The sequence below is a fragment of the Rhizobium sp. 3T7 genome (assembly GCF_020166565.1).
Lineage (GTDB): Bacteria > Pseudomonadota > Alphaproteobacteria > Rhizobiales > Rhizobiaceae > Rhizobium.
In genome coordinates, this window is the sequence record NZ_JAIQXS010000001.1 from 323,074 (window position 1) to 336,157 (window position 13,084).

Annotated in this window: 15 protein-coding genes; 10 read left to right on the forward strand and 5 right to left on the reverse strand. The window is 61.5% G+C overall.

Going from position 1 to position 13,084, the window contains the following annotated elements; all coding sequences use genetic code 11:
- The first annotated feature begins 146 nt into the window (after positions 1–146).
- From K9B32_RS01605 to K9B32_RS01625, 5 genes are all read left to right on the forward strand, one after another.
- On the forward strand, positions 147–1,808 hold the full coding sequence (locus tag K9B32_RS01605) for an alpha/beta hydrolase (protein WP_224560153.1): 1,662 nt from the start codon (positions 147–149) through the stop codon (positions 1,806–1,808).
- Between the two features lie 128 nt (positions 1,809–1,936).
- Positions 1,937–2,095 (forward strand): hypothetical protein, encoded by a 159-nt coding sequence (locus tag K9B32_RS01610; RefSeq protein WP_007799420.1) that lies wholly within the window; start codon positions 1,937–1,939, stop codon positions 2,093–2,095.
- Between the two features lie 161 nt (positions 2,096–2,256).
- A complete protein-coding gene (locus K9B32_RS01615; RefSeq protein ID WP_224560154.1) occupies positions 2,257–2,451 on the forward strand; it encodes a hypothetical protein in 195 nt (64 codons plus the stop codon).
- Between the two features lie 72 nt (positions 2,452–2,523).
- On the forward strand, positions 2,524–2,766 hold the full coding sequence (locus K9B32_RS01620) for a hypothetical protein (protein ID WP_224560155.1): 243 nt from the start codon (positions 2,524–2,526) through the stop codon (positions 2,764–2,766).
- 145 nt (positions 2,767–2,911) lie between these two features.
- A complete protein-coding gene (locus tag K9B32_RS01625) occupies positions 2,912–4,321 on the forward strand; it encodes a pyridoxal phosphate-dependent decarboxylase family protein (RefSeq protein ID WP_224560156.1) in 1,410 nt (469 codons plus the stop codon).
- A 58-nt stretch (positions 4,322–4,379) separates the two neighbouring features.
- Here K9B32_RS01625 and K9B32_RS01630 read toward each other — a convergent pair whose 3' ends face one another.
- Together K9B32_RS01630 and K9B32_RS01635 are read right to left on the reverse strand one after the other, a co-directional pair.
- Positions 4,380–4,799, reverse strand: a complete 420-nt coding sequence (locus K9B32_RS01630) for a DoxX family protein (RefSeq protein WP_224560157.1) — start codon at positions 4,797–4,799, stop codon at positions 4,380–4,382.
- A 110-nt stretch (positions 4,800–4,909) separates the two neighbouring features.
- On the reverse strand, positions 4,910–5,956 hold the full coding sequence (locus tag K9B32_RS01635) for a sensor domain-containing diguanylate cyclase (protein ID WP_224560158.1): 1,047 nt from the start codon (positions 5,954–5,956) through the stop codon (positions 4,910–4,912).
- A 287-nt stretch (positions 5,957–6,243) separates the two neighbouring features.
- Between K9B32_RS01635 and K9B32_RS01640 the strand changes: the two genes are divergently transcribed.
- The 3 genes from K9B32_RS01640 (at position 6,244) to K9B32_RS01650 (ending at position 9,648) form a co-directional block, all read left to right on the forward strand.
- Positions 6,244–7,575 carry an extensin family protein gene (locus K9B32_RS01640; protein WP_224560159.1) on the forward strand — a complete coding sequence of 444 codons (1,332 nt, stop codon included), beginning with the start codon at positions 6,244–6,246 and terminating at the stop codon, positions 7,573–7,575.
- A 388-nt stretch (positions 7,576–7,963) separates the two neighbouring features.
- Positions 7,964–8,890: an ABC transporter ATP-binding protein gene (locus K9B32_RS01645; RefSeq protein ID WP_224560160.1), complete on the forward strand. Its 927-nt coding sequence runs from the start codon at positions 7,964–7,966 to the stop codon at positions 8,888–8,890.
- Entirely contained in the window at positions 8,887–9,648 is a 762-nt protein-coding gene (locus K9B32_RS01650; RefSeq protein WP_007799433.1) for an ABC transporter permease, read from the forward strand. The genes K9B32_RS01645 and K9B32_RS01650 overlap by 4 nt, the downstream gene beginning before the upstream one ends.
- A 30-nt stretch (positions 9,649–9,678) precedes the next feature.
- Here the strand turns inward: K9B32_RS01650 and K9B32_RS01655 are convergent, their stop codons facing one another.
- The 3 genes from K9B32_RS01655 to K9B32_RS01665 are packed head-to-tail and all read right to left on the reverse strand — an operon-like array spanning position 9,679 to position 11,393.
- Complete coding sequence (locus tag K9B32_RS01655) at positions 9,679–10,380, reverse strand: TIGR02281 family clan AA aspartic protease (RefSeq protein ID WP_224560161.1); 702 nt, start codon at positions 10,378–10,380, stop codon at positions 9,679–9,681.
- Positions 10,377–10,592, reverse strand: a complete 216-nt coding sequence (locus K9B32_RS01660) for a DUF1289 domain-containing protein (RefSeq protein WP_224560162.1) — start codon at positions 10,590–10,592, stop codon at positions 10,377–10,379. Before K9B32_RS01660 ends, K9B32_RS01655 begins: the two co-directional genes overlap by 4 nt.
- 18 nt (positions 10,593–10,610) lie before the next feature.
- On the reverse strand, positions 10,611–11,393 hold the full coding sequence (locus K9B32_RS01665) for an adenosylcobinamide-GDP ribazoletransferase (RefSeq protein ID WP_224560163.1): 783 nt from the start codon (positions 11,391–11,393) through the stop codon (positions 10,611–10,613).
- Between the two features lie 139 nt (positions 11,394–11,532).
- Between K9B32_RS01665 and cobT the strand changes: the two genes are divergently transcribed.
- Both cobT and K9B32_RS01675 read left to right on the forward strand, forming a co-directional pair.
- Positions 11,533–12,549: a nicotinate-nucleotide--dimethylbenzimidazole phosphoribosyltransferase gene (gene cobT / locus K9B32_RS01670; protein WP_224560164.1), complete on the forward strand. Its 1,017-nt coding sequence runs from the start codon at positions 11,533–11,535 to the stop codon at positions 12,547–12,549.
- Positions 12,550–12,667: 118 nt separating this feature from the next.
- Positions 12,668–13,048 carry a diacylglycerol kinase gene (locus tag K9B32_RS01675; protein ID WP_224560165.1) on the forward strand — a complete coding sequence of 127 codons (381 nt, stop codon included), beginning with the start codon at positions 12,668–12,670 and terminating at the stop codon, positions 13,046–13,048.
- Positions 13,049–13,084 lie beyond the last annotated feature (36 nt).

Below are 13,084 nucleotides of genomic sequence, written 5' to 3' on the forward strand. Positions count from 1 at the left end.
AAGGTCTCCCGGGCGACGCCACGGGGGACCTTTTTCGTGATGCCTACCTGCCCGTTGCGTCCCTTGAATTTGCGCTTTCAGATAGTAAGGTGCATGCCGTGGTGCAGGGCCGGTCGTTATCGGCGCGAGAAGCATGAGAGGAACGCATGAGACGTTTGCTGCTGCGCCTATTCGCATCGCTTTCGACGCCGGGGTTGGCACTTGGCTTCATCTTCTTTGCCTCGTCGCTGACGCCGAGCCTCATGCCACGATCCTTCTTTGTTCAAGGCGCGCTATCCGGCATCGCCGCCGCCGTTGGGTATCTGTTCGGGATAACCTTTACCTGGCTCTGGAAATACCTAGAGCTGCCGATGCCGGCCGGACGAAGGCTGCCCGGCAACTTGATCGTTTGCGGACTTGGTATTGTGCTGTCAGTGCTCGTCCTGTGGCGCGCTGCGGGATGGCAGAACTCGATCCGCGACTTATGGCACATGGAGCGGGTCGATACGGCTGAGCCCTTCAGCGTCGCCTTTGTCGCAATCGTCGCCTTCTTCATTGCGGTTCTGATCGGTCGGCTGTTCCGGCTGACGTGTCTGTTCCTGTCGGAATGGCTATCGCGCTTCGTGCCGCGCCGCGTTTCTCAAGTGACCGGGGGTGTCCTTGCGATCGCACTCTTCTGGTCTGTCGTTGACGGCGTGCTGTTGCGTGCAGCGTTGCATCTAGCCGATAGTTCATTCCAAAGGGTCGATGCGCTTCTGGAAGACGGCGTCCCTATGCCAGGTGATCCGGCAAAGACCGGAAGCGCTGCCTCGCTTGTCACCTGGGAGGGACTTGGGCGCCAGGGCCGTAATTTCATTGCGTCGGGCCCGACAGCCGCGCAGATCGGCGATTTCTGGAAGACGCCGGCGCGCGAGCCGCTGCGTACCTATGTGGGTCTGAACAACGCGGAAACGATTGAAGAGCGTGCAAAGCTCGCGCTCGAAGAGATGAAGCGCCAAGGCGCGTTCGAACGCTCGCTCCTCGTCATCATTGCTCCGACGGGAACTGGCTGGATCGATCCGGAGGCAATGGATACGCTCGAATATCTGCATCACGGCGACGTGGCGAGCGTCGGGCTTCAGTATTCGTATCTCACGAGTTGGTTGTCGCTGCTGGTCGAGCCGGAATACGGTTCGGCGTCCGCCAGGGCGTTGTTTCGGGAAGTCTACGGTTACTGGACGACCTTGCCACGGGACGAGCGACCGAAGCTTTACCTGCACGGCCTCAGCCTCGGAGCGCTGAATTCGCAGGTCTCGGCCGATCTCTTCGACATCGTGGCGGATCCATTTCAGGGGGCGTTGTGGAGCGGGCCGCCTTTTGAAAGCAGGATGTGGCGAGACGTGACGGCGGCACGCAATCCCCAATCGCCTGCGTGGTTGCCGCAGTTCCGCGACGGGTCTCTCATCCGGTTCACCAACCAGACGAACCAGTTGGATATTCCCGGCGCAAGCTGGGGACCCATTCGCATCGTCTATCTGCAGTATGCCAGTGATGCCGTGACGTTCTTCGATCCCTATTCTTTCTATCGGGAACCGGCCTGGATGAGGCGTCCGCGCGGGCCGGACGTTTCGCCGAGCCTGCGCTGGTTTCCCGCGCTGACGATGCTGCAATTGCTCGTCGATTTGGCGATCGCAACGAGCTCTCCGATGGGATACGGCCACGTCTATGCTCCGCAACACTATATCGACGGTTGGGTTGCCGTGACGGACGCGAAGATTGATGCCGAGACGATCGATGCGCTGAAACGGCTGTTCGAGGCCCGATCGGTGCAGGCAGGCGTGGAAGGCTAGTTATCCACAGTCAGCGTCCTAAACCGGGAAACGCTGTGCATTAACCATGCTTGTTAGCTTTTCATTTAGCGTCTCGTATCAGTTTGCGCCGCAGTGGCTGGGAAACCACAGCATTGAGGCTCGAAACAATGACCTACAGCGGATTGCTTCTTACTGCTATCGTGGCTGGTTTGATCACAATTCTGGCGGTCGGCAGTCGTCCGGCGAGTGAAGCCGCGTCCAACTGGCCGCAGATGCAGGTGATGAAGACAGACCGGATCGTCACGGGCAGCGTTCCTGCGCGATAATTGAGAAAGTGCCAGATTTATACCGCGTCAGCGGCGGCGGGCGCTTCGAATCGGCACGTTGGACCTCCCTCGGAGAGGTGTCGAGGCTGACATTCAGGCTTTGTTAGGCATCGCAACCGCGAGGCCTTTGTCAACATCGGCGGATGACCTAAGTCGAGATCATGGGAGAGAAATCATCATCCGAGTCGCGGCCGTGTCTGATCGATCTGGTGATCGTCGGGGTGGTCGCGGGGCTCCTGGCCTGCCTGCTGCGTGGCGGCAACATCGGTGCGATCGCGCCGGTGGGTTTGGGAACAGCCTTGTCCTGGTATTTTTTGGGCTTCCCGATCATCGGGACAAGAAATCGCTCGCGCTAATTGGTCGTCCGAAGCAAGAGCACGTTAAGAGTCAGGGGCTTAATCGGGTAGGGTTCTTGAGGCAATTTACCCATGTGTAGTACCGAGCAACGTTACGACGTGATTTGCGACCCACTCGATCTCTGGATCGTGTGGGACAACCAGACTGAAGAGCCCGCATTCTTCGGCGGACAGATATTGCATGGCTTGACGGAACGCCACGCCGTCGAAGTTGCCAAGATCATGAACGAGCTGTACGGCAACGAGAAGCGCGATGCGGCTCGCTTATCCGGCAACGACTTTAGCCCGACTGCGTGTCGCAGTGCCGGGGGCTGATGTTCTCGGGCGCCACCGTTGCGCGATGTGAGCGCCGGGCTGGCACTGGCATAAGGTTCAGGCTATTCTCCGTCACCGCGGGCTTGGGCAGCGATGTTGCGTGCGTATTTGGGAGGCGCGCGGCATAGGCGGGGAGGCGGATGCCGTGAGCACTAAGGAATTGTTCTCGATCGCCGCCGCTCATGCGGCACGTTTTCGCGACACGACGGACAGCCGTCCCCATAGTCCGTTGCGGGACTATGCCGCCGCCGTAGGGGCCTTTGGCGCCCCGCTGCCTGAACTGTCGTCGCCGATGATCGACGTACTCGACGAGCTGGTGGCGACGGCGGAACCTGGATTGCACTTGATGACCGGAGCGCGCTTCTTCGGCTGGGTCATCGGCGGCTCGCATCCCATGGGAGTTGCCGCTGATTTCCTGACGAGCGCCTGGGGACAGAATGCCGGCAACCATACGGCGTCGCCTTCGGCGGCGGCCGTTGAAACAGTCGCCGCACGCTGGCTGCTTCAGCTGCTTGGACTTCCGGCGGGCTGTTCTGTCGGCCTTGTCACCGGCGCGACCGTCGCGAACTTCACCTGCCTTGCGGCTGCTCGAGGCGAGGTGCTGTTGCAGGCCGGCTGGGATGTCGATGCCAACGGACTGTTCGGAGCACCGCCGATCACGGTGCTGATCGGCGATGATGCGCATACGACGGTGTTCTCCGCGCTGCAGTTTCTCGGCCTCGGCCACGATCGCGTGGTACGGATCCCGACGGACGATCAGGGGCGCATCGTACCAGCGGCGTTCGAGCAGGCCATGGCTGACGTCTCCGGCCCTTGCACAACGATCCTCCAGGCAGGGCAGATCAATACTGGCGCCTGCGATGATTTCGGCAGGCTGATCCCGATCGCCAAATCGAAGGGCGCATGGGTGCATGTCGACGGGGCGTTCGGCCTCTGGGCGCAGACCTCGGCGCGGCGGCGTCATTTGACCGCCGGCGTGGAGCAGGCGGACAGCTGGGCTACCGATGGGCATAAATGGCTGCAGACGCCGTATGATTGTGGCTATGCGATCGTGCGTGACGAACTGGCGCATCGGCGGGCGATGACCATTTCGGCGAGCTATCTGCCGCTTGCCAGCGAGGGCGAGCGCGATCCCTCGCACTATGTGCCGGAGCTGTCGCGGCGGGCGCGGGGCTTTGCCACATGGGCGATGATCCGGCATCTCGGGCGTAGCGGCATCGAGACCCTGATCGACAGAGCGTGTGACGCAGCTGCCGGCGTGGCGCTGGCGCTCGCTGACGAGCCGGGAATTACAATCGGCAACGATGTTCAGCTCAACCAAGTGATCGTGCGCTTCGGAGCGGACTTGCCGACCGAACAGGCCGACGACCTGACCAGACGAACGATCGGCGCCTTGCAGCGCGAGGGCGCTTTGTTTGCCGGCGGAGCGACATGGCGCGGCGGGCAGGTCATGCGACTGTCTGTTACCAACTACCAGACGAACGCTGCCGAAGTGGCGAAGGCGGTCGCCGCGATTTTGAGAGCCTATCGGGCAGAGCGGCGGGACGCCGTGTGACCGTATGGTGACTGCCTTGTCGTGGTTGCGACAGGGCGGTGTCCAGCGCACCCCGGCACTACAGCCCGCGCGCCCTCAGCCAACTGTCAATCGAGAGAGCGCCGGCTCCGGCGGCGGCGAGCACGAACATGCCGCCTGCAATGGCGAGGTCTTTTTCGAAATGAAGGAGCTCGTTCTGATCGCTGAAGTTGGTGTGGAAGAGCGTCGCAGTGGCGACGCAAAACAGGCCCAAGGCGGAAGCGCCGATGCGAGTGAAAAGCCCGGTGGCGATGGACAGGCCAGCGCCGATCTGGAGAGCGATCGTTGCCACAAGCAGTGGAACACTCAAGCCGAATTGTGCAGCCATCTCGACGGCGCCCGAAAAATTCAACGCCAGCGAGACGCCCTCATGCAGAAAGATCCAGGCGAGAAGCAGCCGGCCGATCAATAGCGCAATATCGATCACTCCTGTGCCGATCGAGGATTTGCCGTCTGCCATACGAACCTCCATGCCGCGCTACCAACGATCCGAGACAGCGTGCTCGCATCATAGACCAGAGACGAGGATTCGTCAGCCTTACCTCCTGAGCCCGCGGGGTGAGCAGGAGGCTAGGCAGCGTCCATTTTTGGATTGTCGATACCGGCGGGAGCCCCGTGGATCTGGAAGCGGTTCTTGCCGTCAGTCTTGGCCTTGTAGAGCGCGGAGTCGGCACAAACGAAGATGTCGGAGTTCATTGATGGATCGAAGAAGGCGACGCCCACGGACGCACCGACATGCATTCTGGACCCGTCCCGTTCGACCGAGCGGTTGAGGCAGTGGACGACGGTCTCAGCAAGCTTGGCGACGCTTTCGGCGGTGTCGCAGCCGCTGGCAAGGACAGCAAACTCGTCGCCGCCAATGCGGGCCACGAGGTCCGTTCCCTTGCACGCTGCCAGCAGCCGCTTGGCCGTTTCCTTGAGGCACTCGTCGCCAGCCTGGTGGCCGAAGGTGTCGTTGATGCCCTTGAAGCCGTCGAGATCAATGAGAAGCAGGGCTGCGGCGGTTTCGCCGACAGCGTGCTGGGCTAGACGCTGCAGGGCAGACTGAAACTGCGCGCGGTTCGGTAGGCCGGTCAGGATGTCGAATTCCGCGAGATAGCGAATCTGGTCGAACATCATCTTTTCGGCCGTGATGTCGAGTTTCATGCCGAAGATGCGGACAGGGACATCGCCCTCACATTCGACGGTGGCCGTGATACGGATCCAACGGGTATTGCCCTTCGGCGTCACGATCTCGGCATCGAGCGTAAAGCCGCTTCGCTCCTCAATCGCGTGACTGCGCAGCCGCACAAGTTCAGCCAGCGAATCCTTGGAATAGCATTTCAAGATCTCCGCGCGATCGAGATCGACCTCGTATGGCACGTCGAAGAGATCATAGACCATCTTGGTCCAGACAAGGCGGTTGTCCGGCAGGCTGCATTCCCACACACCGATCCGTGCGGCTTCCGATGAGCGATCGAATATCTTGCGGCTGTGGGCGAGGGCAATCGCCTGCTGTTCGAGCTGCTGTTCTTTTTCTGCGACGGCACTTTGGAGCGCTTCTACCACAGCCTGGCTGCCACGCGGGAATGGTGCCAGGCGAGCCGCGATTTTGGCGAAAGTAGCGAGGAGCTTCATGCCCGACCCAACGGTTGACGATCCAAATCCTACAATCGTTGGAATGACTTAAGATTTCGTTCTGTGCATTGTGCAGCAAGTTGCGTTGTCGAACGAAACGATGCCCAAACCGGAACATCTGCGCGTCCGGGCAAGCGTTTTTCCCTTGGACCTGCGTGTGCTGTTCCGGCTTTATATCGGGCTCAGGACGCGGGCTGCAGCAATCCAGGTAAGCTTTCGTTCACCGTTCTTCATTAAATTTCGGCGTACGTTTTAGATCCCTGCCGTTCCTCGGAAGCGATGAGAGCATGGCGTTTGTTTCCATACTTCGGCAATACGGGCTGCCAGTGCTGCTCTCGACGGCTCTGGTGACGTGTTCGACCGATGGCCTTATTCCGCCTGGTGATGTGGACAACGGCACACGGGTAGGGTCGATTTCTCCGCCTGCGCGTCGCGTCGCTGCGGCGCGGATGCAAACGGCACCGATTGAGCAAGCCTATCCGGTAGCAAATGCCCCGGTTAGTGATGCTGCGGGATCCGTCGACTACCTCAACACACCCAATCTTGCCGGAACGGGACAACACCGCGCCCAGAGCCAATCGCAAACGCGTCAGGCACCTGCACACTCCGGGCGGCTGCCGATGATCGACAGCGACGAGGCAATGGCGGGCGCGCAGGGCGCCGCCGGCTCTCTTCGCAATCAGCCTTCGACCTGGGGCGGCACGCAGCAGCTCACCGTGCCCGAGGGCGGCGTCAATATGGACGCCGAGCTTGGAGCCGAGCCTGTGGTCGGCCTCGCCGAGGAGCAACAGCAGCAAATCGCCGAGGGCCAATCCGATCAGCCCGTCGTCGATGGCATCGGTACCGATAATCCGACCCAGCTCAATCGTGTGCGGATCCCGGCGCCCACAGCGCAGGCGCAGATGGGCAACGCGCCTGTGTGGAACGATGGAAGGCCGGTGGTTGCGCCAGCGCGCGTGCCTGAGGAGAACGAGGAGCAGGAGGTCGCCATGCTGCGACCGAACAACCCGACCGCGCCAATGATGAGCGAACCGGCCGCCCCCGTAGATCCGAGCGTGATGCCGGCCTCGGAGCTTGCCTGCCGCCGTGAATTGAAGCGGATGGGCGTCGTCTATTCCGAGAAGCCGCCGATCTCGAACGGGCCGGCCTGCCAGGTGCCGTACCCGATCTCCCTGGAGGGGTTGTCCGGCAATATCGGCGTCCGCCCGGCGGTGACGCTGAATTGCCAGGTAACGCTCGCCTTCGCCAAATGGGTCAAGAACGAGCTCGCGCCATCCGCTCGGTTTCGCTACTGGTCCGGCATCAAGACCATTCAGCCGCTCGGTGGTTACAGCTGCCGCCGCATGAACAACAGCCGCCAGCGCTACAATCCGATGTCTGAGCATGCCCGCGGCAACGCAATCGATGTCGGGAAGTTCGTCCTGAAGAGCGGCCATGCGATCGACGTGCGCAAGAAGGGGCTGTTCTCGTTCCGCGAAGGCAGGCTGCTGCAGGCCGTGCGCAGCGACAGCTGTAAATATTTCAACACAGTGCTCGGACCCGGTAGCAATCCGGAGCATTGGAACCATTTCCACTTCGATCTCAGGGCACGCCAGAGCGGCAGGGTCTACTGCGATTGAAAGGAAAGGCCGGCTCGAAGGCCGGCCCAAGGAGAACGCGGCGCGGGCGGCTCCGCCCAGCCGGGTCAGGTCATTTGATGACTGGATACACTTCACTGCATGTCGAGGAAGCAAAGGGAGCGTAACGAGATCGCTCAGGCGGCTCTCCGCAAGGGGTGCGGCGGGACGGAGAGCGCTTGCTTGCCTCGCCGTCTTTATGGCTGAAGAATATCACCGGCTGATGACATCTTGCCGCTCTGGAGTTTTCCACAGGCGCGAATGTTTTTTCTTTCAGGCGCGTTTTCACGCAAGTGAATACTCTGTTCATCTGTGCCGGGATGTCAAAGCTACTCAAAGCGGATATATAGCGCCCCAGCAACTCCCGCCGCAGATGTCAGAAGAGCCCTTTATGGCCCCGATCATTTCCATCCGAAATCTCACCAAGACCTATGCCAATGGATTTCAAGCGCTCAAGGGCATCGACCTCGATGTCGAGAGGGGCGAGATCCTGGCGTTGCTCGGGCCGAACGGGGCGGGCAAGACGACGATGATCTCGATTGTCTGCGGCATTACCAATCCCAGCGGCGGCATGGTGACCGTTGACGGTCATGACGTCGTCAAGGATTTCCGGGCGACGCGCTCGATGATCGGGCTCGTTCCCCAGGAGCTGACCACGGATCAGTTCGAGACGGTGTGGAACACCGTCAGCTTCTCGCGCGGGCTGCATGGCAAGCGACCCGATCCGGCCCATATCGAGAAGGTGCTCCGCGATCTTTCGCTATGGGACAAGAAAGACAACATGCTGCGGCAACTGTCCGGCGGTATGAAGCGACGGGTGCTGATTGCCAAGGCGCTGTCGCATGAGCCGGAAATCCTTTTCCTCGACGAGCCCACTGCGGGCGTCGATGTGACGCTGCGCAAGGACATGTGGCACGTCGTCGAAAAGCTGCGGCGCTCCGGAGTCACGATCATCCTGACCACGCACTACATCGAAGAAGCAGAAGAGATTGCCGATCGCGTCGGCGTCATCAACGGCGGTGAGCTCCTGCTGGTGGAAGACAAGACGGCGCTGATGGCGAAGCTTGGCCGCAAGCAGCTCATTCTCGAATTGAACGAGCCGCTGCAAGAGCTGCCGGAGTGCTTCGCCGGCAACGGTCTTTCGCTCGCCGCAGACGGCAGCCGCCTGATTTACGATTTCGATGCTCAAAACGAGCAGGAGAGCGTCGCCACGCTGCTGACGCGGCTCGGCGAGCACAATATTCACTTCAAGGATCTTTCGACGCAGCAGAGCTCGCTGGAAGACATCTTCGTGGCGCTCGTGGGAGGAGCGAAATGAACGTCGAAGCCATCAAATCCATCTACTTCTTCGAAATGGCGCGCACACGCCGGACGCTCTTGCAGAGCGTCGTTTCACCCGTCATTTCGACCTCGCTCTATTTCATCGTTTTCGGCGCGGCGATCGGCTCGCGGATCCAGGAAGTCGAGGGCGTGTCCTACGGCGCGTTCATCACTCCTGGGCTGATCATGTTGACGCTGCTTGGCCAATGCATCAGCAATGGCTCCTTCGGCATCTACTTTCCGAAGTTCACCGGGACGATCTACGAAGTGTTGTCGGCGCCGGTGGCCATGAGCGAGATCCTGCTCGGCTATGTCGGGGCTGCGGCGACAAAGGGGTTGATGATCGGTATTATCATCCTGCTAACCGCGAATATATTCGTGGATGTGAGGATCGAGCATCCGGTGATGATGGTCCTGTTCTTCCTGCTGACGGCGATCACGTTCAGCCTGTTCGGTTTCATGATCGGCATATGGGCGACCAACTTCGAGCAGCTGAACCTGATCCCCATGCTCGTCGTGCCACCGCTGACGTTCCTTGGCGGCAGCTTCTATTCGATCAGCATGCTGCCGCCGTTCTGGCAGGCGGTGAGCCACTTCAATCCGGTGCTCTATCTCGTCAGTGGCTTCCGCTGGAGCTTCTTTGGCATCGCCGACGTCAATCCGCTGGTGAGCCTCGGGATGATCTCGATCTTCCTGGCGATCTGCCTCGGGACGCTCGGCTGGATCTTCAAGACGGGATACAGGCTGCGGAGCTAGCAGGGACCGGCGCGAGGTGCAGGGCCGTCCCTAGTCTCGCATCCGCAGCTCGTCCGTCTGGATCTGCAGAGACCCGAGGGTGGACAAAAAGCTCATGCCGAGGAGGCTCTGGTCGAGCTTGCCCTCCTGCGCGACGCTGCCGGGAACGTTGTGGCGTACGATCGGGCCGATTGCTACCTCGGCGAGCGTGACACGGGCTGCGCGGGCGCGACCATTGGCCGTCATGACGCTCATTGAATAATCGAGATTGTCGGGCATGATGCCCACCCGCTCCGCGTCCTCGCGGGAAAGCGCGATCATGCTGGCGCCGGTGTCGACCAGCATCGAAATGCTCTGGCCGTTGATCGTAACATACGCTTCGTAGTGTCCGTTCAGCAGCTTGTGAAGGATCACCTCTTGGCCGCCCTCGCTGGTTGTCACGACCACCGCGCGGCCCGGCACGAGCCCGGCGAGCAGACGGTTGCCGACGCCAAGCGCCTCCTGCCGGTAGAGATAGACGGTCGCAAGACCAAGGATCAGCACGAGCCAGATCACCAGGTTGCGCAAAGTCTCGCTCGCGCGGGTGCGCCGCGCCCAAAAGCCGGCGGCCAGCATCAGCGCGATCGGAAGCAGATAGACAAAGCGGCCGAAATCGTCGGTCCGCATGCCGAAGATCCGGCTCGTGTCGTCGCTGAATATGAGGACGGCGAGGCCCAGGCCAATCACCGCAAGGACGATCGTCAGACGGTTCATGCACGCTGCTCCGCTGTCACCTGCATCGTCGGCTGTGGCGGGATTGCCAGTCGGCCTGCGGCAAGCCGCGCGGGCAATACGGCCATCAGCTGCCGGCGTTCCTCGTCGGAGAAGGACATCCAACCGCCGATCTCGGGAAGCGTACGGCCGCAACCCATGCACAGGCCGGTTGCCGGATCGATGGAGCAGACATGGATGCAGGGTGTTTGCATGCCATCTATATCGAGGTTTCACAAAGCCATAGCAAGGGCGCAAACGGCGGCGATTTCCGAAATCTGCTGGGCGGCGCCAAGTGTATCGCCCGTATGGCCGGCGAGCTTGTGACGGACGTACCCGGTGAAGGCCATGACCGACAAGCCACAGGCAAGAAGCGCGCAGACGAGGGGGAGGAGATCGAGGCTCGGCCAGAGCAGCAGAGCAGCAAGAAGGCCGCCGGTAACCAGCGCCATGTGCATCGCGCCTTCGTTCGGTCGTCCTGCGGCGGCGGCCACGCCATCGGGTTTTGCCGATGGCAGCCGATGCCAGTGCCAAACGAGGGCGCCACGGCTGATGCAGGCTATCGCCGGAATAGCGAGTGCTGCGGCCAGCGGCGGTGCTGCTCGTGCGACTGCGGCGAGTGCCGCTGCTCGAAGCGCAAACGACAGGATCAAGGCGATTGCGCCAAAGGTGCCGATGCGGCTGTCCTTCATGATCGTGAGTGCATGCTCGCGGTCACGCCCGCCGCCGAGGCCGTCGGCGCAGTCGGCCAGGCCATCCTCGTGAAGCGCGCCGGTCAATGCCGTCTGGACGGCGAGCGCGGCGAAAGCCGACATCAGCCGGTCTGCGCGCAGGCAAAGCATCACGAGGAAGACAAGCGCAGGCAGGAGTGCGACGACAATGCCCGCGACCGGAAAGGCGCGGGAGGCTCTATCAAGCTTGCCGTTGAAATCGGCGAAGGCTGAAGGCGGCATCGGAATGTGGCTGAGGAAGGCAACGGCGCGGGCGACGTCGGTCGCGTATTTTCCAATGTTCATTGTGCAGCCCGACCCCGCGACCATATGCAGCGCTTTTGGAGTTGTTCGCCTCCGCGCCTGCCTTTAAGAGAGTGGCGACGAAAGAAGCTGATTTGCAGCGAAAAGACAAGCTACCGACCAAGACAAGGAAACCGCATTCATGAGCGTTTCAGGCCTGCCATTCGACGATTTCCGGGCACTACTGCGCGATCTGCCGGGGCCGGACGCCAGGGCACTCGCGGCCGCGCGCGAACGCGATGCGCAGCTGACGAAGCCGCCGGGTGCACTTGGGCGGCTCGAGGAAATCGCATTCTGGCTTGCCGCCTGGACGGGCAAGGCACCGGCGGTGAACCGGCCGTTGGTGGCGATCTTTGCGGGCAACCACGGCGTGGTGAAGCAGGGCATCACGCCGTTTCCGCCTACTGTGACGCAGCAGATGGTGGAGAATTTCGCGGCCGGCGGCGCGGCGATCAACCAGATCTGCGTCGCCTATGATCTCGGCCTGAAGGTCTTCGATCTGGCGCTCGACTATCCGACGAGCGACATTACCGAGGAACCCGCATTGTCCGAACGTGACTGTGCAGCGACGATGGCCTTCGGTATGGAAGCGATCGCAGGCGGCACGGATCTTCTCTGCATCGGCGAGATGGGGATCGGCAACACGACGATCGCAGCGGCGATCAACTATGCGCTTTACGGCGGCACCGCGCGCGACTGGGTCGGTCCGGGAACCGGCTCGGAAGGCGATATGCTGGAGCGCAAGATTGCGGCTGTCGAAAAAGCGGTCGCGCTGCACAGCGATCATCTCGACGATCCGCTGGAGATCATGCGCCGGCTTGGCGGCCGCGAGATTGCGGCGATGGCAGGCGCCATTCTTGCCGCGCGCGTCGAGAAGATCCCGGTTTTGATCGACGGCTACGTGGCGACCGCTGCTGGCGCGATCCTGCAGGCGGCCAATCCTTCGGCGCTCGATCACTGCCTGATCGGCCATGTCTCCGGCGAGCCGGGACACCTGCGGGCCATCGAGATGCTCGGTAAGACGCCGCTTCTGGCGCTCGGCATGCGGCTCGGCGAAGGCACGGGTGCGGCCCTGGCAGCCGGCATCGTCAAGGCTGCAGCGGCCTGCCATTCCGGCATGGCAACGTTCTCGCAGGCCGGCGTCAGCAACAAGCACTGAGCTTTCAGGTTTGTGACAGGTTGATGACAGAGTTCTTGCCGCGGGGACCGTGAACCGGTATTCGCAATTCTGACTGGTGGCGGCAACGGCCGCCATCGATGGACGACGAGGGCACTTGATGAAACCTGCCGTGACAAAACTCACCGGCATCAGCCACTTCCTGGCAGCCGCCGGCTATTCGATCGGCGGCTTCCGGCGGCTGATCAAGGAGGCTGCGTTTCGGCAGGAACTACTGTTCTTCGCGGTTTCGCTGATCCTCTTGATGGCTGTTGGCGCGACGCTTTCAGAGCTGATCATCACCATTGTGCTGTTTCTCGCCCTCTTCGCCGTCGAAGCGCTGAACACGGCGATCGAGGAGGTGATCGACAGGATTTCGCCGGAGATCTCGATGGTTGGCAAGCACGCCAAGGATCTCGGATCGTTTGCCGTCGTCTGCATGATCGCGGCATGCGGCGTGTTCCTGTTGTTCACGATCGGGAAGCATCTGCTGTTTGGATGAGCTCGTCCGTTTCAACCTCCTGATGTAATCGGTTGT